Annotated in this window: 17 protein-coding genes and 1 riboswitch; of the genes, 5 read left to right on the top strand and 12 right to left on the bottom strand. The window is 62.7% G+C overall.

Features of this window, described 5'->3' with window-relative positions; genetic code table 11:
- Positions 1–6: 6 nt before the first annotated feature.
- From DYI20_RS02040 to DYI20_RS02005, 8 genes are all read right to left on the bottom strand, one after another.
- The gene (locus DYI20_RS02040) at positions 7–852 is read right to left on the bottom strand and encodes a lytic transglycosylase domain-containing protein (protein WP_243857646.1); all 846 of its coding nucleotides are present in this window, start codon (positions 850–852) and stop codon (positions 7–9) included.
- 12 nt (positions 853–864) lie between these two features.
- Positions 865–1929 carry a WxL protein peptidoglycan domain-containing protein gene (locus DYI20_RS02035; protein ID WP_147472502.1) on the bottom strand — a complete coding sequence of 355 codons (1065 nt, stop codon included), beginning with the start codon at positions 1927–1929 and terminating at the stop codon, positions 865–867.
- A 103-nt stretch (positions 1930–2032) separates the two neighbouring features.
- Complete coding sequence (locus DYI20_RS02030; RefSeq protein ID WP_122548727.1) at positions 2033–3577, bottom strand: HtaA domain-containing protein; 1545 nt, start codon at positions 3575–3577, stop codon at positions 2033–2035.
- A gap of 77 nt (positions 3578–3654) precedes the next feature.
- Positions 3655–5220 (bottom strand): HtaA domain-containing protein, encoded by a 1566-nt coding sequence (locus DYI20_RS02025; RefSeq protein ID WP_122548726.1) that lies wholly within the window; start codon positions 5218–5220, stop codon positions 3655–3657.
- A 3-nt stretch (positions 5221–5223) separates the two neighbouring features.
- A complete protein-coding gene (locus DYI20_RS02020) occupies positions 5224–6780 on the bottom strand; it encodes a hypothetical protein (protein WP_110101324.1) in 1557 nt (518 codons plus the stop codon).
- Positions 6758–7663, bottom strand: a complete 906-nt coding sequence (locus tag DYI20_RS02015; protein WP_110101323.1) for a heme ABC transporter ATP-binding protein — start codon at positions 7661–7663, stop codon at positions 6758–6760. Before DYI20_RS02015 ends, DYI20_RS02020 begins: the two co-directional genes overlap by 23 nt.
- Positions 7663–8826, bottom strand: coding sequence for a FecCD family ABC transporter permease (locus DYI20_RS02010; RefSeq protein WP_110101322.1), 1164 nt, complete (start codon positions 8824–8826; stop codon positions 7663–7665). Before DYI20_RS02010 ends, DYI20_RS02015 begins: the two co-directional genes overlap by 1 nt.
- 9 nt (positions 8827–8835) lie before the next feature.
- Positions 8836–9987, bottom strand: a complete 1152-nt coding sequence (locus DYI20_RS02005; protein WP_110101321.1) for a heme/hemin ABC transporter substrate-binding protein — start codon at positions 9985–9987, stop codon at positions 8836–8838.
- A 284-nt stretch (positions 9988–10271) separates the two neighbouring features.
- Positions 10272–10372, top strand: a riboswitch (SAM riboswitch).
- 220 nt (positions 10373–10592) lie between these two features.
- Between DYI20_RS02005 and acs the strand changes: the two genes are divergently transcribed.
- Positions 10593–12569 (top strand): acetate--CoA ligase, encoded by a 1977-nt coding sequence (acs, locus tag DYI20_RS02000; RefSeq protein WP_370443921.1) that lies wholly within the window; start codon positions 10593–10595, stop codon positions 12567–12569.
- Here acs and DYI20_RS01995 read toward each other — a convergent pair.
- A complete protein-coding gene (locus DYI20_RS01995; protein ID WP_110099142.1) occupies positions 12566–13228 on the bottom strand; it encodes a TetR/AcrR family transcriptional regulator in 663 nt (220 codons plus the stop codon). The genes acs and DYI20_RS01995 overlap by 4 nt on opposite strands.
- Positions 13229–13320: 92 nt before the next feature.
- On the opposite strand from DYI20_RS01995, the gene DYI20_RS01990 reads away from it, so the two are divergent.
- The 4 genes from DYI20_RS01990 to DYI20_RS01975 all read left to right on the top strand — a co-directional run bounded on the left by DYI20_RS01990 (position 13321) and on the right by DYI20_RS01975 (position 18508).
- A complete protein-coding gene (locus DYI20_RS01990; protein ID WP_110101319.1) occupies positions 13321–14880 on the top strand; it encodes a class I adenylate-forming enzyme family protein in 1560 nt (519 codons plus the stop codon).
- A 32-nt stretch (positions 14881–14912) separates the two neighbouring features.
- The gene (locus tag DYI20_RS01985) at positions 14913–15995 is read left to right on the top strand and encodes a phosphotransferase family protein (RefSeq protein ID WP_110101318.1); all 1083 of its coding nucleotides are present in this window, start codon (positions 14913–14915) and stop codon (positions 15993–15995) included.
- Between the two features lie 32 nt (positions 15996–16027).
- Positions 16028–17383 carry an MFS transporter gene (locus DYI20_RS01980; protein WP_110101317.1) on the top strand — a complete coding sequence of 452 codons (1356 nt, stop codon included), beginning with the start codon at positions 16028–16030 and terminating at the stop codon, positions 17381–17383.
- 438 nt (positions 17384–17821) lie between these two features.
- Complete coding sequence (locus DYI20_RS01975) at positions 17822–18508, top strand: biliverdin-producing heme oxygenase (protein ID WP_110101316.1); 687 nt, start codon at positions 17822–17824, stop codon at positions 18506–18508.
- A 35-nt stretch (positions 18509–18543) separates the two neighbouring features.
- On the opposite strand, the gene DYI20_RS01970 is transcribed toward DYI20_RS01975, so the two are convergent.
- The 3 genes from DYI20_RS01970 to DYI20_RS01960 are packed head-to-tail and all read right to left on the bottom strand — an operon-like array spanning position 18544 to position 22211.
- Entirely contained in the window at positions 18544–19443 is a 900-nt protein-coding gene (locus tag DYI20_RS01970) for a siderophore-interacting protein (RefSeq protein ID WP_110101315.1), read from the bottom strand.
- Between the two features lie 33 nt (positions 19444–19476).
- Positions 19477–20862: an NtaA/DmoA family FMN-dependent monooxygenase gene (locus DYI20_RS01965; RefSeq protein ID WP_110101314.1), complete on the bottom strand. Its 1386-nt coding sequence runs from the start codon at positions 20860–20862 to the stop codon at positions 19477–19479.
- Positions 20862–22211, bottom strand: coding sequence for an acyl-CoA dehydrogenase family protein (locus tag DYI20_RS01960; RefSeq protein ID WP_233487987.1), 1350 nt, complete (start codon positions 22209–22211; stop codon positions 20862–20864). Before DYI20_RS01960 ends, DYI20_RS01965 begins: the two co-directional genes overlap by 1 nt.
- Positions 22212–22214 lie beyond the last annotated feature (3 nt).

The following is a 22214-nucleotide window of genomic DNA, read 5'->3' as shown; positions in this document are numbered from 1 at the left end:
GGAGAACTAGCTGGCGGTGATCTCGGCGGCTGCTACCCTGTACCGTTCGGCGGTGGCGGCCACGTCGGCTTGGTAGTGCACCGAATTGTTGTAGGACCGGATCGCTGCGATCCACTCTTGAGAGCCTTCGAGCCCGGCGCGAGAGTGACACAGATAGCGGGCGGCGGTATAGGCGGCATCATCGATCTGATGAGGGTCGGCCACGCCGTCGCCCGAACCGTCCGCACCCCAACGGGCCCAGGTCTCGGGGATGAACTGCATCGGGCCGACAGCGCGATCGTACACCTCGTTTTGATCGAGTTCTCCCCCGTCGGTGTCGGGGACGTGAGCGGTATGGCCAGTGCCGTCCAGGGGGACGCCGTAGATCTTGGGGGTGACGCGGCCATCGTCGGCCACCGAGCCACCCTGCAGGGTGCCGTGCTGGGACTCGATCCAGCCAATGCCGGCCAGGGTGTTCCAGCCGACCGCGCACTGTTGTTCCTCGCGGACCCGTCGATCGGCGCTGGCATAGGCCGACAGGGCCCGGGGCGGGATCCCGGTGGCCTCGGAGACGGCGTGTAGCCAGTCGGGGTCAATCTTGTCTGGTGTCTGAGTCGCATCGCGAGCGGTGGACTCGGCATCCGGGGCATCGACGGCGGCCATCGGGGCGATGGTTGCCGAAGCCTGGGCTTTGTCAGCGTCGGTCATCTCCGCGACCCGATCCTGGCCGGTGGTGGGGCCGATGCCGAGTTTCGTGGCCCAATCGGGGCGGAAAGCCAGCACACCGAAGGCCACGATGATCAGCAGAATCAGCACCGCGAGGGATCCGAAGAGCAGATCCCGCACGGTGGTTGAACGCTGGGAAGAGGCCATACGGTGGAGTCCTTACTGGCGGGGTGACTGAGGCTTGGCTGGATCGGCTTGCTGGGTGTGGCGTCGGCGGGTGATCACCACGTAGGCAATAATCCCTCCGCTCACGACGAGAAGCACCACCAGGGTACCCCACGGGATGATGATCCCGGATCCGTTGGCTTCAACGGGTTCGCCCAGGGCACCCGAGACGGCTTCTGGGGTGAGCTTGACGGTGGCGTGATGGTAGCCGATCGGCCAGATGGTGGCTCGTTCTTCCACGATCCCGGTGCCGGAGGGCATCAGTTCCAGCACGGTACTGGAGTCTTGATCGGTGGCATCGGATTCATGGACGGCGCCCAGCCAGACCGAGTTGTCGGGGTTGATCCGGGTGAGCGCATTGCCGGTATTGGTGACTTCATACCGCACAGTGGCTTCCACAGGTGCGAAGGGTATCCAGGCCACCGGGGCGTCGACAATGCTGATCTCGTTGATCTCCAGCGCCGGGATGACCTCGCCGTCGACGGTGATCCTGATTTGGGAGGCCAGCCGGTGGTTGACTGCGACCTGGCCGTCGCCTTCCGAGAGCCGGGAGGTGACCACTCCGCCCAGGTGGTCTCCGGGTGTGGCATCAGCGGGGACCTCGATCGTGAAGGCCACGGTCTTGGATTCGCCGGGGGCGACGGTGATGGACTCGGTCTCCACGGTGCCCCAGATTTCCAGGCCGGTGGGCTCTTGGCCGGGTTCTTTCAGGGACAGTGTGCCATCCACGGAAGTTTCGGCATCGGCGATGGTGGTGTTGAGGGTGAGCTCTTCGGCGCCGTAATTGACCACGACCATCTGGTCTTCGATGGTCTCACCGGCAGAGACCTGGTAGGCAAACGAGCTGCGACCGGTGCCGTAGTCGTTATCTGCCGGGGCGATCCCCCAGGTCTCGGTCTGATCCGGGGAAAGGCTCTGGTCGGTAGCAGGGATCTCAGCCGAGGCTGGGGTTTCAGGCGTGGCAGCGGTGGCAACGGTGGGGGTGTACGGGATCAAGCACAGCAGGGCTGATAACAGGGTGGTGATCACGGCTGCGGGGACAGTCAGGCGGGTGGTCATGGTGCTCCGGGTGGTGAAAAAGGATCCGAGGCCTCGGTGAGGTGCGACCCCGTGGGGCACAACACCTCACCGAGGCTGTCGGGTGGTGTAATACTCTGCTGGGCTACTTCGCGATGGCGGTCACGGTCAGCACCGAGCGGTAGTTCCCACCGGAGGGGATATTCTGTTGCAACACGTTGAGGTTCAGTTCCGCACCCAGGGTGGTCTTTTCACCGGTAGCGCCGGTGGCGGTAGCCAGCGTGCGGTTGGCGGCCAAACCGTTCTCCACATTGGGCTTCACCTCGGCACCGGCTCGTGCTGTCTGACCGGTTTGGGTCACCCGCGGCACCCAGCCCAGGGCGGCTGCGCCGAAGGATTCGGTTCCCGCGGCGTTCTGGAAGGCCGAGGCCTGTCCGGTCACGTTCCAGCCCTGAGAGTTCGAGCGGGTATCGAGCACGGTGGCCTCGGGCAGGCGGCCGGAGGCCACCACCCCACCAGCCTGATCCACTTCACCCTGGCCCAGGGAGGTCTGGTTCTTCTCGATGGTCAACTTGAACGCGCCGGTGGGGGTGTCATCACCGTCACCATCGCCGGGACCTTCATCGGGTCCGCCGGGGTTGCCAGGGCCAGGTTGGTTCTGATCAGCATCGGGGATGGTCACATCGGTATCGACACATTCGGTGTTCTCACCGTCAGCTGCCCCGGCGGTGGTGCAATCTTCATGCTCGGGGGTCGGCTGGGCCGGGGCTTCCACCTTGGGGTAGGACACCGAGATCGGGGCGGCCGGTTTCTTGGGGTCGACCTGGCCGCCGGTGGAATACCAGTACCCGGCCTGGCCAGTGCCGACGTTGAAGTCCACTGTATCCTGGGGGAAGGAACCCCAGTGTTTGCCCTCCCGCTTCTGCGGGTTGGAGGGGCCGTTGGCTTCAACCTCAACCGCAACGCCCAGGTAATCGGGCTTGATCTCGATCCCGGTCTCGGTCACGTCGACATCGGAGAAGGTGGCCACGGTGGCATTGTGCATCGGATCGAGCTTGACCCACTTGGACAGGTCGTACATATCAGCGCCGTAACCGGTCAGGGTCGCGGTCAGTTCGCCCTTGCCGTTGGTGACGGTCAGCTTCGGATCGTTGATGCTCCAGTAGGTCATCCCGCCGTAGAACACGGTGGTGAAGGAACCGTCCCAGGAGATCTCGGCGTTCTCGCCTTCGGGATCAACGGTGCCGGAACCGGCGGCAATATTAGCCTGATTCCAGGAAGAGGAGCCCGGGGCTGTTTTCAAACGGTTTCCGGCAGGCTCACCATCGGCGGTGATGGATTCAAAATTCCGGGCCGCCCAGGTGGCTGGCACCTGGTTTCCCTGGGCATCCGGGCGGGTGATGGTGACGTTGCCGTCGCGATTCGTGAAGTACTTGGCGTCCTTCTTTTCATCCCAGACGGTGGCACCGCGGTTCTGATCGCCGTGCACATTGCCGACCTCGCCGGCCACCAGCCAGTTGGCGCCACCGAAGAAGGCACCGCCACCGGCTTCTTCGTTGACGGCCCAGCTAAACTGCACGTCGCTGACCGGGAGGTTCTGATCGGCGTTGGCGTCGGTGGCGGTCAGGCCACCGGCCAATAGCGCGATACCGGCGACACCGCCCAACAGGCGTGTGATCTTGTTCTGCATGTCTCTCCTTGCGTGGTGAGTTGATGGATTGATCGGTTGAAGGGTTGGCAGGAAAGGGGATTGTGGTGGTGGCAGGGTCAGTTTTTCCAGGGCAGTACGAGCCAGCCGCGCCAGAAGGCTAGACCGGTGCCGGCGCCGATCACCAGCAGTCCGGCCAGCGCCCACAGGAAGGCTTCGCGGTGATCCTGGAGGAATTGCGCGACGTCGTCGGGGATCAAGTTGCCTCCCAGCCAGTCAATGTCTTGGGCGGCTACGGGCTGCCCGTAGGAAGTTTTGGCTTCCTCGGCGGCTTGAGCGGCCGCGTTGGCATCGGCGAGTCCAGTGGCTTCTGGCGCGGCCGGGTGACCCATGGCGGCCAGCAGCGCACTGAGATCCAGCGGTTCGTAACTGGCGGTGGTCGAGGGCCCGGTGGGAGAGGCCCAGCCGGCTGAGGGGACCCGAGCGCTACCGGCCGGGTTCCTGACGGTCTGCAACGGTGCCTGGGGCGCGGGCGGCTGGGTCGCCTCACTGGGTTCCGTCAGCTGTGGGGGGACCTCGGTGGCGCTGCCGGACGAGATCGGGCGGGTGGCGTCGAAGGAGACAGTGATCGGAGTCGGGGGTTTGGCCGGGTCACGCAGCCCACCTGTGGTGTACCAGTAGCCGGCTTGACCGGTCAGGACCTGGAAGTCCACGAACTGTTGGGGGAAAGAACCCCAGTTGGGTTCGTTGCGGTTTTGCGGGTTGGAGGGACCCACCGCGGCAACATCAACTTTCACCCCGCGGTAGCGAGGGGTGGTGGTCAACCCGTTGAGTTGTTTGGTCTGTGGGTCGGTTTTCATTGACACGGAGTTGATGGTGGCCATGGGCACCTTTTTGTGGGTTTCCAGCACCGTCCATTTGGACAGGTCGTACATGTCCGCGCCGTACCCACCCAGGTCCGCGGTGAGCGTGCCTTTGCCGTTGGTGAGCTCTAGCACCGGGTCGGTGGCCCACCAGTAGGTCATCCCGCCGTAGAACACCACCGTAAAGCTCCCCTTCCACTTGATCCGGAGAGTATCGGTGGTCGCATCGTAGTGGCCTTGACCACCATCGATCACGACTTCGGCCTGGGTGCCGGTTTCTGCGGGGTTGGTCAGCACCGTGCGGGGTGTCGAACCGGTGAGATCCTGGCATTTGTTCTGCCAGGTGGGGGTGGTCCACTGTGTGGCGCCGAGCCGTTTTTCGATCCGGACATTGCCCTCTTTGACCTTGAACAACCTGTCGTTGCTCCAGACCTCGGACCGGCCCCAGTTGCCGGCCTTTCCGGCTTGCAGCCAATTGCAGCCGCCGAAGAAGGCCCCGGCGTTGGATTCGACGTTGATCCCCCACCGGAACTGGGCGTTGTCGATGGTGAAATTGCCTTGTTGGTCGGGAGTGACCCGGGCGTTGAGGCCCTCGGGAATCTCGACGCCAATATCGACCTGGCGACGTGAGGACCCCTGGGCGTCCGATGAGTCATCGAGTGAGGCGATGGCGGGGCTGGCGGCCAGCGGGACGCTGAGCAATGCGGTTAGGACCAACAGCAGTGCCGTCAACAATGCAGTCACTGCCGACGCGCGTCGTGGTGCGCCGAGTCTGCGCAGACAGCGCCGAGCGGCTTGCCGGGTTGGGGTGGTGTTAGCCATGGCTCACCACCGGTCCGAGGAGCTGAGGTGGCGGTGGCGTCCACCGCCCGAGAGGCGCTCAGCCGGTGCCGTTGCTGGCGAGGCGGCTGGCACGGTGGCGTAAGGGTCGTGGCTGGCCGAGATCTCCTCGGTCATCTGGGTGGCGTCATCATATTCCTCCAGTTCGGGTTCTGGATCGACATCGTCCTGCTGGTCGTATTCGTCGTATGGGTCAGACTGGTCAGGCTGCTCGGAGACAGTTGCTCGGGCCCGGCGACGCTTGAGGAGCGAGACGATGACGCAGACGATGACAAAGATCAGGATGGCCGCGGCCAGACACAAGACCGTGATGAAGGCCGGGGACCACCAGCTGGAGTTCTCGGCCGAGGTCGCGGTGGCGTTGGCCGCGACCGTGAATTGGGCTTCAACGGTTTGTTCCGAGGAGGCGCCGGTGAGTCGTAGCGTGTGGGTGCCCGGACTGGCATCGTCGGGGATCGGGATCGCTCCGGCTACTTCTCCTGTTGCACCGGCGGTCAACGGGCCGGCTCCAGAAGAACCATCGCCCAGGGTGACGACCACTTGCTCGCCCGGTTGGAAACCTTGCCCGGTGAAGCCCAGCACGTGACCGGCCTGGATGGCCTCTTGTTGTAGCCCGACGGTGGCAAAGGCGGCGTTGGCCTCAGCGGTGTTGTCGGTCAGTTCTTCTGCCTGTCCGGCGTCTACAGCGCCGGCGGAGTCGCCGGCCTCATCCTGTTCAGCTGGCTGTCCGTTGGCCAGATCAGCCGCAGCCGCATCGACGGCGGCCTGCTGAGGGTTCTCCACGGTTCCGGCCTGGCCGCCACCGCCAGTGTGGTGACCCGCAGCACTGCGGTTGGCGGCTGCAGCGGAGTCATCGACACTCACCGAGACGGTGTCGCCGGCAGCACCGACGATCTCGACCGGAGTGAAGGATTCATTGGACGGGTTGTGCACGCCGTGGGCGCCGATGGTGATGATCCCACAGGTGACTTTGGTGCAGTCCACGGTTTTTTGGTTGCCCTGACGGTCCACGGCGTTGAACTTCGCGCCCGGGGTACGCATGGTGAGCTTCCACGTCCCGTCGGCGGCCAGGGTTCCGCCGTTAGCGGCCGAAGCGGTGGATGAGCCGGGGAAGGTCACAAAGCGCAGGTAGCCGTTATTATCCTTGGCCTCGGTATCGGGGACGTACATGTAGTTCACGCCGGTCTTTCCACCCTGAGAGGGTTTCCACGAACCACCGCGGGGATCATCCACCCAGCCGAAGGCCACGTAGATGCCGCCGAACCCGCCCTGCAGTGACTGGAAGCCCCGGCCACTGACGGTGATATCGGTGATGCCACTAGCGCGCACCTTGGCTTGGCCGTCCAGTCCGGAGATCGCCACCTGCGGGGCGGCAGAGGCACTGGAGGCTGTCAGTAGCTGGTGGCCGATGACTCCAGCCAGGCAGGCCACAGCGATGACCACAGCGAGCAGGCCCGCCAGCAGGTGAGCCGGCAGGCTAGTACGCACGGTACGCCCAGCGTGGGCCAGCGTGCGAGATTCAGTGAAACAATGAGTTTTCATGAATGCAACTTCCAGATGTCGTAGGTGATGGTGTGGGTGATAGTGCTGAGCGTCGGGGGCGGTCACGGACCGGGGCGATGATCAGCTCCCCGTTGGTGGGGTGTTGCAACACATCGACCGGATGACCGTAGACCTCGGTGATCAGCTGTGCGGTCAGCACCTGCTTCGGGGTTCCGGTGCGGATGTGGCGACCATTGCTGATCATCATGATCCGGTCGGCGTAGGCTGCGGCCACCGACAGATCGTGAATGACCACCACCACGGCTGCTCCGGCGTTCGCGCGCTGGCGGACGTGGCGCAGCACGTGTTCTTGGTGGCGGATATCCATCGCGGCGGTGGGCTCGTCAAGGAGCAGCATCCGAGTCTCTTGGGCCAGGGTGCGGGCGAAGGTGGTGCGAGCTTTCTCGCCTCCAGACAGTTGCGGATAGGCGCGCTGGGCCAGTGGGGTGACCTCGGTGGCGTGCATGACCTCGTAGACCACGGCATCGTCACGGGCTTCTTCACCGGTGCCGGCCCAGGCGGCTCGACCCAATCGCACGACCTCACTGGCAGTAAAGGCAAAGGCGACCCGATTTTCTTGGAGTTGCACCGCGCGCAATCGGGCCATCTGGGCGGGGCGCAGCTCGGACAGCTCGGTTCCGTAGAGCGTCACGGTGCCGGCGCTCGGGGTGGTATCGCCAGTGAGCGTGGCCAAGAACGTCGATTTTCCGGCACCGTTGGGACCGACTAGTGCGACGACTTCACCGGGGTAGACCTCCAAGTCCAGGTGGTCAATCAGGTACTGCTCCCCGATCGTCACGGACACGTTGTCGGCAACCAGCACCGGGGCGCGATGGTTGGGCCGGGAGTTCCGGATGGGGGCACCGTGAGCAGTGTGGGTCATTAGTTCCACCCCCCGGCGCCACGTCGGGTGCGACGAATCAAGTAGAAGAAGAACGGTCCACCGGCCAGGGCGGTCAGAATTCCGATCGGTAGATCCGCGTAGGGAATGATCGTGCGCGCAGCAGAATCGGCTGCCAGCAGGAGCACCGCTCCCCCGATGATCGAGGCGGGGAGCAGCACGCGGTGGCCAGGGCCGACGATCATGCGGATGATGTGGGGTACCACCAGGCCCACGAAGGCAATGATGCCGGAGAAGGCAACAGCCGCGGAGGTGATGACTGCCACGAGAATGATGATCTGTCGGCGTAGCGATTCCACATCGACTCCCAGGTGGCGGGCCTGGCGTTCACCCAGGGCCAAAAGGTCAAGCTGGCGGGTGTAGAACAGGCAGAGACCAATACCAATCAGCATCACCGGTGCGGCGACGGAGACGTCTTGCCAGCGCGTGCCATTCAGCGAACCCAGTTGCCAGAAGACGATTTCTTCGCGGGCGGAGGTGTCGCCGATGAAGGTCATCACCGCGGTGAGGGCTCCGGCCACCGCGTTGACCGCAACGCCGGTGAGGATCAGGGTGACTACTTCGGTCCGACCGTTTTTGCGGGCGGTGAGATACACCAGGGTGGTGGCGAGTAGCCCGCCGATGAAGGCGCCACACACCAAAGTCCAGGCACCGAAGACACTCAGGCCCAGGGCGATAACCACCGAGGCGAAGGCAGCCGCACCGGCGGAGACCCCGACGATGCCGGGTTCGGCCAGGGGGTTGCCGAACACGCCCTGCATCAGTACCCCGCCGGTGGCCAATCCAGCGCCGACGATCACCGCGAGTGCCACCCGCGGGAAGCGCACATCCCATAGGGCGGCTTCGTAGTAGGTGTGCTCGGATTCGATGCCGGTGTCGATCCCGATCCCGCGAAGCACCGAGGAGATGACTTCTAGCGGTGCGATCTGCATCTGACCGATCCCGGCTGAGACCAGGATCAGGACGATGAACAAGGCCGTGAGCACCACGAAAAGCCAGCGGGCGCGTCCGTGGGACTGGCTCTGCAACACTGTGCGGGTGGCAGCGGAGTTGAGCAGGCCGGTGTCGACGTTATCGCCCACGGTCTGATGCGGGGCGAAGTACAGCGGAATTGCCGGAGTAGCCGGGGTCGTCGGGGTCTTCATGGGCAGGCTCTACTCTTCGGTGGAGGTACCAGATTCGTCGGTGGAGGTACCTGCGGGGTCGGGTGCGTAGATGGCCACGGCGAGCGCCTCGAGGATGCCGGCGGTATTGGGGCCAAAGGAGAGCACTTCGTAGTCGGACATGTCGACAATCCGGCGCTTTTTGCCGGCGGGAGTGTGCGCGAGAGCGGGCACGGCAGTCATTAACCCGTCGACTCCGTCGACCGATTCGAGCCCCTTGGTCATCATCAGCACTAGATCGGGTTGGGCTTCCACGATCGCTTCGTCGGTCATCGGCATCATGCCCTCCCAGCCGATCTCATCGGCCACATCGATCCCACCGACACCTTTGATCAACGAATCGGTGCCGGAGCCGGGCCCGAAGATGTAGTAGACCCCGGCCTGGCCACGGACGTAAAGGAACATCATGCGTAACTTCTCGTCGTCGGATTCGGGCACGTACTGCTGGATTTCTGCCAGCATCTCCTCGGTGTCGGCCTGGATGCGTTCGGCGAGCTTTTGGCCTTCTTCGGGTACGCCCAGGGCTTCGGCGATCTGCATGGTGAGTTCGTCAACGGTGTCGACATCGCGCTTGGAGTCGATAGCAACCACCGGAATACCGGCATCGCGCATCTGCAACATCACGTCCCAGGGTCCGAGGGAGGTGTCGGTGATGATCACGGTCGGAGCCAGCTCGAGGATGGCTTCGGCGTTGAGATCGTGCCCGTTTTCGGTTACCAACGGTTTTTCGGCGATCTCGGCAAAACCCGAAGAGATATCGCGGCCAACCACATGATCGCCGAGGCCGAGCTCATAGACGGTCCGGGAGGCGGTGCCGTAGAGGTCCACCGCCAGAATCCGGGAGGTATCGGTCACGGTGACTTGAGTGCCTTGGGCGTCGGTGACGGTAACCGGCAACTGGGATTGCGGGTTGGTGGCGATCGGGTCGATCGCCGAATTGGCCAAATGCGCGGTGGTGGGGCCTTCGTAATCCTTGGGGTTGTCGATGAACTGGGCGTTGTCCAGGGCCTGGCCAACATCAACGGTGCCACTAGCCTGTCCGCCACAACCGGTGATAACAAACAGCAGGGTGGCTAGCAGGGCTGCCAGTGTGGCGCGCTGGCCACTGCGTGATGTTCTCGGTGCGCGTTGGACGGTCTGCACGGTAGGTGACCTCTTCTCGACGGGATCGTATCCGGCGGGTGATGGTGAATACTCAAAGCTAACGGCAAGCTTAGCCTCACCTATCTTTATTTAGCAACTATAGCGACTGTATGTATGACTGCTAAGACTTTCCTACTTTTAGTGCAGATATCAGCTTGTGGGGCGTTCTCGACGACCACAAGCGGGCTCGCGGCGGGTCCGTGTTATTGCTGATCTCACAAGATGTCGGTCTGCGACACCTCGGTGTTGACCGCTTGATCGACGACCTAGACTAGAGGGCAGTACGACCATCCAGAGCGGTAGCAGAGATCTGGCTCGATAACGCCGCAGCAACCACCGACTCCATTGTCGATTCGGCAGGTGCTCATGCCAGAAGCGATGGAAGGAAGGTGCGATTTTTCGTGTCCGCAACACCCACTGAGCGTTCCGCGTCCCACCCCTCTGATCGGGAAATCTTTCAGTCCCTGATCGCCGAGCCCGTCCAGGTTGATCAGCGGTATCCGGCCGGGTTGGCCGCACAGCTTTTTACTTCTGAGTACCAGCCACTCACCCCGGAGCAGACCGGACTGCCAGGCATCGTGCCCGGACCGTTGCCCGCCGAGATCGTGGACGCCGCCGATCCGGATGTGCATCCCGGTCGAGATCCCGAGCTCTTACACGGCGGTCGCGGCGATGGACAGCCAGTGGACGAGCGGGCGCGGATCGCCTTCTGGGAGGCTGCCGCCCAACGGTTGGACTGGCACGAGCCATTCGACACGGTACACACCTGGACCAATCCTTCACCAGCCGCCGAACGTGGCCCGGTGATGCGGTGGTTTTCCGGTGGCAAGCTCAATGTGGCGGTGAATTGCCTGGATCGGCACGTGGACAACGGTCTGGGCGAGAAGGTGGCCCTGTATTTTGAGGGCGAGCCCGGCGATCGGCGGGCGGTGACCTACCGGCAGTTGCTCGCCGAGGTCTCTCAGACCGCCCATGCGCTAACCGAGCTGGGCATTGGCCCCGGCGATCGCGTGGTGGTCTATCTGCCGGTGCTGGTCGAGACCGTGGTGATCGCACTGGCGTGTGCCCGCATTGGGGCGGTGCACTCACTGGTCTTCGGCGGTTTTTCGGCCGAAGCCCTGAAGTTCCGGGTGGAGAATACCGCGGCGAAGTTGCTGGTCACCTCCGATGGGCAGTTCCGGCGGGGCAAAGCCGTACCGGTCAAAGACGCGTCCGATGCCGCGGTAGCCGGGGAAAACAACATTGAGCACGTGCTGGTGCTCAACCGCACCGGTCATCAAGACGAGATCACCTGGGTGCCGGGTCGAGACGTGTGGTGGCACGAGATCGTGGATCGGCAGCCTGCGACCCACACCCCGGAGTTTTTTGACGCCGAGCACCCGCTGTTCATCATGTACACCTCGGGCACCACCGGTCAGCCGAAAGGACTAGTGCATACCTCGGCCGGCTATCTCACCCAGGCGTCGTGGTCCTATGACTATCTCTTTTCGAATCCGGATATCGCGACCCGGGACCAGGACGTGCATTGGTGCACCGCCGATCTAGCGTGGGTCACCGCCCATACCTACGAACTCTACGGCCCCCTATCGAATGGGGTCACGCAGGTGATTTATGAGGGGGTGCCCAACCAGCCACATCCGGGCCGGCACTTTGAGGTAATCCAGCGTTACGGGGTGACCAGCTATTACACCGCCCCGACGCTGATCCGATCGTTGATGGGGTGGCACCCCGACGGGGTGGAGCCCGGCTATGATTTGAGCAGTATTCGGCTACTCGGGACCGTGGGCGAGGCAGTCAACCCTGAGGCCTGGCGGTGGGCGCGCACCCAGCTCGGTGGTGGCCAGGTCCCCATGGTCGATACCTGGTGGCAGTCCGAAACCGGTGCGACGGTGCTCTCACCGCGACAGGATGACACCGAGTTCAAACCCGGGTGTGGCTCCCGGCCGTTGCCCGGGGTCCACACCGCGGTGGTCGATGACAACGGGCACCCGACCCCAGCCGGTCAGCAGGGCGTGGTGGTGATCACCCGACCCGGACCAGCGATGGCACGGACCGTGTGGGGCAATCCGGCGCGGTTCTTTAACTCGTACTGGAAGGACTACGCCGATGCGGAAGACTCCCGTGGCTGGTTTGTGGCCGGTGACGGGGCGAAGGTGGATGCCGACGGGGACACCTGGATTCTGGGCCGGATTGACGATGTGATCAACATTTCCGGTCACCGGTTATCCACCATCGAGATCGAGTCCGCCTTGGTGACACACCCGCAGGTGGTTGAAGCCGGCGTCACCCCGGTACCGGATGCCAAAACCGGTCACGCTGCGATCGCTTTTGTGGTCACGCGGGACGGATTCGCCGCCGAGGAAGCGGTGGCCGAGTTACGTGAGCTGGTTTCGCAGACGATCGGCCCGGTGGCCAAACCCAAGGACATCGTGGTCGTCCCGGATGTGCCCAAGACGCGTTCGGGCAAGATCATGCGACGGCTACTCACCCAGCTCTACACCGGGGACACCCTCGGCGATACCACCAGTCTGCAAAATGAGCCGGCCGTGGCCAGTATTGCCGAGGTCCTGGCCACCCGCTAGACGCTCACACACCGCCGATCGGTGGGTAATTCTTCCGGTGCCTGGATGCATCCGGCGGTGGCGCGGGCGATACGCACGTGAATTGCGCAGACCTGATCCAAACTCAGCGGACCGTCTTGGCGGTACCAGCGCGAAATGCCTAGGCAAATGCTGACCACGGCTCGGGCCACATCCCCGGGGTCTCGGGTGGTGAATACCCCGGCAGCGATGCCCTCATCAACCACCCGACGCACGAGATCCTGTTCGCGACGGCGCTGGGCAATGTGGTGGTCACGGGCATCACCGTTCAGCGCACGAATCTCGGTAAACGACACGAAGGCTACCGCGGCAAAGTCGGCGTGGAACTGCACGAGGCATTCCACCAGCGCATCATAACGGTCCAGCGGGTCTGGACCAGCATGGTCAACAGCCCGCTGTGACGCATCGATCAGCTCATGCATCGCCACGTTACAGATCTCGACCAAAATCTCGTGTTTTGAGCCGAAATGGTGATAGATCCCGGGCACCGAAAGCCCAGCCGTTTGGGCGATCTTGCGAATACTGGTGCCGTGATATCCACTCACCGCAAAGCAGCTCAGCGCTGCTTGGGCAATGGGATGTAGCGGAAGTTGTAGCGGCAACATGCGCGGATGAATTGTGACCACCTCATCTTTGTCCATGAGTACCCTCCTGGTAGCTAAACGTGATATAAATTACATTATGCACGACCGAGCGAACGATCGGTCGGACCTGTTGGAGGGACAACACACACATGGATATCAACACCACGTTGACGCAGCTGTGGCGCCAGCGCGTCGCGGACGAACCACAAGCGATCGCACTGACTGATCACACCAACGATTACACCGTTGAACGCACCGAGGACCTGACGAACGCTCTGGGAAGCTATTTTCAATCTCGAGGTGTCGAGCCCGGGCAACGGGTGGGCATCCAGTTGCAGAACACCGTGAGTTTTCCGCTGTGCATGCTCGCGCTGTGGAAGATCGGGGCCACCCCGCTGATCCTGAACACCATGTACGGTCAACACGAATTGGCCGGCATTCTCCAAGACTCTCAGGCGGTGGGACTGGTGTCCTCGGAGACCACCGGTGCCGAGACCGCCACCTGGGGGTTGGCCGGCACCACACCGTGGGTCGTTGCCGCTGATCTCACTGACCCCAGCGACCCCGACCTGTGGCAGGAATTGGAGACTTTCCTGGGCACAACCCCCACCGCGCCGGAGATCACCGCGGACACTGCAGCGCTCCTGACCTATACCTCCGGAACGACCGGACCACCCAAGGGGGCCCTGGCGACCCACCGCAACCTCGCGGCGGTCGCACTGACCTTCCCGCAGCTGATCCACCAACAGCCCGGCGACGGTGTGCTGGCCGTGGCCCCGCTGTTTCACATCACCGGTGCGGTCGGCAGTGCCACCGCGACGCTCACCGCAGGCCGTGGAAAGCTGATTCTGCGTGGCCGGACCCGTACCGAGGTGGTGCTGGATGCGCTGCGGCGTGGCGATGTCAACCACATGGTGGGCTCCATTACTGTCTACAACGCGCTACTGGATGCCCCGGGCGTGACCGAAGAGGATTTCGCTACGCTCAAGTCGACCTATACCGGTGGCGCCCCGGTGCCTCCGGCGACCTTGCGTCAGTTCGAGGATCGTTTCGGCCACTACATACACAACGTCTACGGCATGACCGAGACCAGCTCGGCGGTGATCGGTGTCCCGCTCGGTGAGCGGGCCCCGATTCATGAAGAAACCGCCAGCCTGTCCATCGGTAAGACGATGCCGGATGTGGCAGCTCGCATTATCGGCGACGACGGCCAACAGGCCCCCAACGGCACACCCGGGGAATTGGTACTCCAGGGCCCCTCGTGCATTGACCACTATTTAAACAATCCCGAAGCCACCGCCAGCACCATTCAAAACGGCTGGTTATACACCGGTGACATCGGCATCCTCGACGACGAGGGCTGGATCTACATTGTCGACCGGCGCAAGGACCAGATCAATGTCTCCGGCTATAAGGTCTGGCCGCGCGAGGTCGAGGACGCCATCTACGACTACCCCGGCGTTAAAGAAGCTGCGGTCGTGGGCGTTGCGGACCCGTACTCCGGAGAGAAAGTCATCGCCTTCATCTCCGTTCAGGAGGGTCAAACCCTCGACCCCGAGGACGTACGGGCCACGGTCCACCAGAAGCTAGCGGCTTTCAAGGCCCCCAAAGAGATACACCTCCTCAACGACCTGCCCAAGACCCCGACCGGCAAGATTCAGCGTCGTGTGTTGCGCACGCAGTACACCGCTGAGCCCACCACCAGCTAACACCTCACCTGCCACCAGACCAAGGGACACTGATGACCAACACCACCCCCCTTATTGATGTTGTTCAGACTCCGCAACAGGCCCGCGATCTGCCCGAGCCACCACTGTTGATTCGCTCCACCGTGGAGCGTTTCTTGGATCAGCACGATATTGGCCAGGGCGGCCTGCAGATCACACGGATCGGCGAAGGCCAATCTAACGCCACCTTCCGGATTCAGCGTGACGGCGCCGATGTGATCTTGCGTCGCGGACCGCGACCGCCGATCCCGCGCTCAACCCACGACATGATTCGGGAAGCCCGCGTGCAATCAGCCTTGGCCACCCGCGGATTTGCGGTGCCCACGATTCGCGCGGTGGAAGAAACCGGCGAGCTGTTGGGCGTACCGTTCTACATCATGGACACCCTCGATGGTGATGTCATCACCTCAGAGCTACCCGAACGCTTCGAATCCGACGACGCCCGGCGCCAGATCGGATTTGCCGCAGTGGATGCTCTGCAACAACTGCACAGCCTCGATGTCTCGACCGAACCGCTGGCATCTTTGGGACGGCCCGAGGGCTATTTACAACGCCAGATCGAGCGCTTCACGCACCTGTGGCCCCAGCAAACACAACGAGATATTCCGCTGGTCGATGAGCTATCGCAGTGGCTTGGCCGGCATGTGCCCACCACTCAACGGCACAGCGTCATCCACGGCGACTATCGCATTGGCAACCTGATGTATTCACCCAGCACCACACCTGAGATCCAGGCGGTGCTGGACTGGGAGATGGCTACCCTCGGAGATCCGCTTGCTGATCTCGGCTACTTCGCTGCCACCTATGCCAGTGGCAGTGATACTCCCACCGTCATGGAACTCACACCAGTCACCCGTCAACCCGGTTTCCCCAGCCGCGATGAACTCGTGGCCCACTATAACCGAGAGTCCTCTCTCGACCTTTCCCAGCTGAACTGGTACCAGGTACTAGCTCTGTGGAAATCCGCTATCTTCTGTGAAGCGATCTACACCCGATTCCTCAACGGCGAAGCACCCGACGATCCGAGCTTCGCTGCGGGTCTGGAGCACGGAGTGCCCGCCCTGTTGGAATCCGCCCATCAATTCACCACCGCATAGGTCCTGACTTTTCGAGAAAGTCGGTAACCGTCATGACGACGACCACCACCCTGCCCAAAGAACCCTCACCCACCCAACCCACCCAACCCATCCAAGCAGCCCCGAAGAAATCTCTGATTGCTTCCACCTCCGGCCAGCTTTTGGAATGGTACGAATGGAGCGCCTACGCGGTCTTCGCGCCCTTTATTGCCGGGGCTATGTTCGATGACAGCGATCCGGTGTCTGCACTCTTGGCCACCCTGGCTGTTTTCGCGGTCGGATTCCTCGTCCGCCCGCTGGGTGGCATCCTGTTCGGTGCCATGGCCGACCGCAAAGGCCGCAAAGCGGTCCTGATTATGACCATGCTGACTATGGCCACCGCCTCGGTGCTCATCGGCGTCTTGCCCACCTACGAAACCATTGGCGTGTGGGCCTCGGCCGGTCTTTTGCTCCTACGCATCGCCCAGGGCTTGGCCCACGGCGGTGAGTCAGCAGCGGCTAACTCCTACGTTGCTGAAATCGCTCCCGCCCACAAACGCGGACAGTGGTCCTCGCTCGTATTTGTCACCATCTTCGGTGGCTCCGTGCTGGCATATAGCGTCGGTGGCGGTATCTCGGCGGTAGTGGACGAAACTGCTCTGGCAGCATGGGGATGGCGCATTCCGTTCGTCTTGGGTGCAATCCTGGCCGTTGTCGCTCTGCTGTTGCGTCGGAACATGGCTGAATCCGCCGTCCACGAGCAGGCGCATCACGAAACAGACGAGACACCTGTTGCCCCGGCACAGGCCAGCGCGCCAACCACGATGCAGCTCACCCCGCGCAAATTCTCCCAGACCAAAGCTATTCTGCTCATTATCGGTATGGTCAGTGGCGCTACCGCCGCCCACTACACGTGGAGCTCCTACGTTTCAACCTACGCCATCGTGGAACAAAGCATGGAGCCCACCCTGGCCTATACGGCCAGCGTCGGCGCGCAGTTGATCGCTCTGTTCTCGTTGCCATTCTGGGGACGCCTCTCCGACCGCATCGGTCGCCGGCCGATTATGGCAACGTTCGCCGTGCTGATGATCATCACCCAGATTCCGCTGAAGAGCATGATCTCGGATAACCCCTGGAGTTTATTCATTGCTGCCACGATCGCGTTGTTGATCGTCGGAGCAGCCGGTGCGTTGCTGTCCTGCATGATGTCTGAAGTCTTCCCGACCAAATTCCGTACCCGCAATATCGGTCTGGCCTACTCGATTTCGGTGGCCGTCTTTGGTGGATCAGCTCCCTACCTCAACCAGCTGTTCATCTCCATTGACATGTCCTGGCTGTCGAGCTTCTACATCATCGTCCTCTGCGTGGTGACCCTGTTTGCTGTGCGTCTGTTGCCCGAAACCCGTGGCATTGATTTGAATAAGGTCTAAAACGCCTCCGTTGATACCTCGGGTGGGCCACAGCTGCCGTCGAGGTATCCACGGACCATCTCGATTAACAAACCAGTGGCGGAGAATCCTGAGGAATTCTCCGCCACTGTTGTGTGCCGAGAACTCTCGGCGACGGGTCCACCCCACCTTGGGACCCGGGTCTGCGGGAGAGCCGCGCGATGAGCATGAGGGGCGTCTCACCGCGTGCCAACGTCTAACAGATTAGCTTACCCTGACTGAATTACTAACGCCGTACAGTGGTAATTTATGTCACATCTGGTTAAGATGGCCAATTTTCCAGGGAAACGACTTCATTTTTGTCAGACGCGGTGATGAAAATGTCAGCAGAACCCGATAGTCTCGTCCCTATTACTTCACTCACAAAGGGTAGCCTTCCTTAGCACACCGCTCCCGATCTTGCGAAAAGAGGCCGCTGCTATGGACATCCACGCCGCGACGACATCTGCTGACGATGTGCTCTCCACCAGAGTCCGCCAGCTGACTCGCGAGGACCACTCGCAGGCAGAAAATTCGGCGTTCATCACCGAGCTAATGTCAGGAAAACGCTCATTGCGCGACTACGCACTGCTGGTGTGTCAGTACTTTTACATCTATGGCGCCCTGGATACCGCGGTAGAGGCATGCCGGGAATCCGCGGGCAACGAAGCGTTCCGGGCCCTGTTCGATCCGAACCTAGATCGACGCGATGCCTTGGCAGCAGATCTGGAGTCCTTGTTGCCACTGACTGACTGGGACGCGCCGGCTGCTATGACAGCGACCACCGATTATGTGGCCCGGATTGTTCGGGTCTGCGATGATCCGGTCCGACTCGCGGCTCACCATTACTTGCGATACCTGGGCGATTTATCCGGCGGGTTGGCCATCGCCTCGCTGGTCCGTCGGCACTATCAGGCTCGTGACGATCAACTACACATGTATACCTTCGCCGCCATCCCAAAACCGAAGGTCTATAAGGATCACTACCGTGCCAGCCTGGATGCCCTCAAGCTGGATCAGCAGGACCGCGAGGCTTTTATCGACGAGACCCGGCGCGGGTTTCAGTTCAACCAAGCAATCTTTGAGGACCTCTTCGACTACACCCAGGCACATCCGGTGCGGCACTGAGCCATGGAGGATCGCTGACCGTCCGACGAGACGGGCTACTGCTGTTCGGCCGGGTAAATCTGCCCAATCGGATCGCGTTTTTCCGCCTGGAACGCGTCTTCGACCCGACCGTAGGCCCAGTAGGCCGACAGCGACAGTTGTGACCGGGACAGCCCGCGCTCGTCCATCAAATACGCGCGGAGCTGCTTGATCACTTCGCGCTCGCCGTGCACGAAGGCCTGAATACTGTGTGGGGCGCTGTGCAGGTAGTCGGCCGTGAGCTTCTTCGGCCAGGCCACATCGCGGACTGCCTCGGTCAGCATCGTGGTCTCCGGTGTGAAGGGACCGCCCCGGTGCAGGTAGCGTACTTGAACACCCTGCGGTGCCACGATGGGAAATTCGTCATCGGCGCCGGCGACCTCGAGCAACGCGACTCCGCAGGCGGCCGGATTGGTCTCAGCCAGTTCGGCCAGAGACGCCGCGATGGCTGGTAGGGCGGCTTCGTCTCCGGCCCAAAGGTGCCACTCGGTCTGCGGGTTAGGAGTGTATTGTCCGCCGGGGCCACTGAACTGAACGGGGTCCCCGACCGCAGCGCGTGCGGCCCAGGGGCCGGCCACCCCGGCATCACCATGCAAGACAAAATCGACCTGAAAGGTCTGGGCGACCGGGTCGATGGAGTGCACCGAGTAGGTCCGGCGCACCGGGAGTTGATGCTTGGGTAGCTCAGTGCGTAATGCGTCCAGATCAAAGGGTGGCTTCAACCCCAGGGAGGGATCCGGCGGTAAGAGCAGTTTGATGTAGCGATCTGCGGAGTGGGAATCGTGGGCCAGAAACTGCTCGAAGTCTCCCCCACCGAAGGTCAGTCGGATGAAGTGTGCGGAGAGTCGTTCGGTGCCGACGACTTCCATCAGGTGGGCCGGGTTTTTCGTGCGTGCTGGGCGGACTTTTTCAGACATACCCCTACCCTAACCTGGATAGGTTACCCTTCACTAGCGCACGGAGTGCCGGTAGCTGGTGGCTCGGTGATCGGCGGCGGTGTGCGGACCGGCGTTGAAGAACTGTTCGCGTAGGGTGCGCGGGGTGTCCTCGGGCGCCGGGGAGGCTAGCTGTCCTCGCTGAGCTAGCACCGGGGAGACGTAGGTGGCGAAGCGCTCCAGATCTGCCGGTCGCACCGCACCGGAGATATTGAACCCGTCGATGTCAGCCACCGTGGCCCAGCGCTCTAGCTGGTCGGAAATGGTTTCAGCGGATCCGACTAACACCGGGCCACGCCCGCCCAGGGCGACGAATTCGGCGAGGTCCTTGACCGTATAGGCACTGCCACCGGTGGCTTCGGCCAGGGTGGTCATCGCCTCCAGGGCGGAACGGTTGGCCTCGGTGGTGACGTATTCCAGCGTGTCGTCGGGGTCTGCCTGAGCCAGGTCCACACCGGTCCAGCCCCCGAAGAGTGCCAAGGCCCCTTCGGTATCGACGTAGTCCCGATAGGACTCCCAGCGGGCGATGGCGTCCGCATCGGTAGCGCCGGTGACCACGGTGGCCATGGCGAAAATCTTCACCGCGTTGCGGTCACGACCCCGGGCCCGGAGTCCGTCACGTAGCTCATCGACCCAGTGGCGGACCAATTCGGGGGTGGCACCGATGAGGAAGACGGCTTCGGCGTGATCGAGGGCGAGTGCTCTGCCTCGCGGGGAGGCGCCAGCTTGGAACAACAACGGGGTGCGTTGCGGTCCGGGGTGGGTCAAGGCCGGGCCGGGAACCGTGAAGAATTCGCCCCGGTGCTCGGCCGGGTGGATTTTCTGCGGGTCGACGACCACGCCGGCGTGAGCGTCGTTGACCACTGCGCCGGGCTCGACGGAGGATTCAAACAGCCGGTACATCACCTCCATGTATTCATCGGCGCGATCATAGCGTTGATCGTGCGGGATCTGCTGGGCGAGTCCCATGTTTTTGGCCGAGGAGTCCTGGTAGGAGGTGACGATATTCCAGGCCAAACGTCCTGCGGTGAGGTGGTCCAGGGAGCTCAGTCGGCGGGCCAGCAGGAACGGGTGCTCATAGGAGACCGAGGCGGTCACCCCGAAACCAAGGTGACGGGTGTGGTCGGCCATGGCCGAGACTGCCGACAGCGGGTCCAGCAACGGGTACTGCAGGCCACCGCGATAGGAGGTCTCGGCCGATGCCCCGTAGACGTCATAGACACCGAGCACGTCGGCCAAAAATAGGGCGGAGAATCGGCCTCGTTCCAGGGTTTCGGCCAGTTGCGTCCAGTACTCCAGGGTGTCAAAGGCCACGATCCGGGACTCGGGGTGGCGCCACAGGCCCGGGGATTGGTGGACCGGGACCATCATCTCGAAAGCGTTGAATAGCAGGGGTTTCATCACGCGTGCTCCTGGGGTGTCTGCGTCTGCGAGGAGTTGCCGGTGGGGGCATCACCGATGGCGTTGAGCCCTTCGGGGGCGGTGCCATTGACCAGCCAGTCCCCGATCGCCCGGGCACGGAAGACGATGGGGTTATGAGTGGCCACGGTTTGGGCGTTGCGCCAGTGCCGGTCGAGGTTCTTAGAGCGCAATGTGTTCGAGGCGCCACCGGTCAGGAACAGATCGGAACAGGTCTTGATCACGATCTCGGGGACCGTGACGTGCGCATTGGCCACGGCAATCTGGGCGGTGATAAATTCCTCGGGGACCTCGGCATGGGCGTTGTGCATCTGGCTTCTCGCGGCCAACGCCTCCAGGGCGCTGTCTAGAGACCTGGCGGCTTCGATCACGGTGGCGCGGGCGGTGAAAGCCCCGGCACCGAGGCGCCCGACGGTTTCGAGGATGAGCGGATCGTCACGGTAGGGCACGCCCAGACCGGTGTTGAAGGTACGTTTGCGGTGCCGGACCCCAGAAGTGGCGTCGTGAACTGCAGCAGCCCCGATGCCGGCGGAGACGGCCAGTAACACCAACTGGAAGAAGGTCGCTTCATGGTGGGCCTCGGGCGAACCAGGGACACGTGGTAAGACGTGGGTGGCCGGAACAGTGATGTCGGTGAATCGTGCGGTACCGGTGGAGGTCAGGCGTTGACCGAACCCGTCCCAGTCATCGAGGAGCTCCACCCCGGGATCATTGACCCCGACCACCGCGAATCCGCGACCTTCTTGGGCAGATCCGTCGGGATTGTAGAGGGTGGCCGACACCCGGGTATGACTGGCGAAAGCCGACCCGGTGGCGTAGTACTTCGTGCCGTTCAGGATCCCGCTACCGTCGGGGTGCAACGAGAGCGAGGTGTTGAGCGTGCCCAGGGTGTTCCCGCCGATTTCGGTGGAGGCGTTCCCGACGGTGACCCCGGACAGCAGTCGCTGAAACCACGCTGCTCGTTGCGGTTCAGGCAGAAAGTACAGGGATTCGGTGAATCCGGCGTGGGAGCGGTATTGGTGGGCGATATTCGCATCGGCGGTGGCTAGATCAATCAGCAACCGCGTAAAGGTTTCGATGCTCACCCCGGGGCCGCCGTATGCGGTGGGGACCCGCAACACACTGAAGCCGGCCTGGTTGAGCTCGCGGATCTCGGCGAAGGGCAAAATGCGTTGCTGTTCCCGCTGGCTAGCACCAACAGCGATCGAGTCAAACAGTGGGGCGAAATAGTCTTTCAGGCTGTGATAGTCCGAGACGGTCGGAACATGCGGGGCCACGGGGGTGGCCGAGATTGCGACGTCGTCGTGAAATGTCCGGGCAGAAGGCGACACAGC

It is taken from the genome of Auritidibacter ignavus, from assembly GCF_003703835.1.
GTDB lineage: Bacteria > Actinomycetota > Actinomycetes > Actinomycetales > Micrococcaceae > Auritidibacter > Auritidibacter ignavus.
This window is presented reverse-complemented; position numbering and strand designations above follow the sequence as displayed.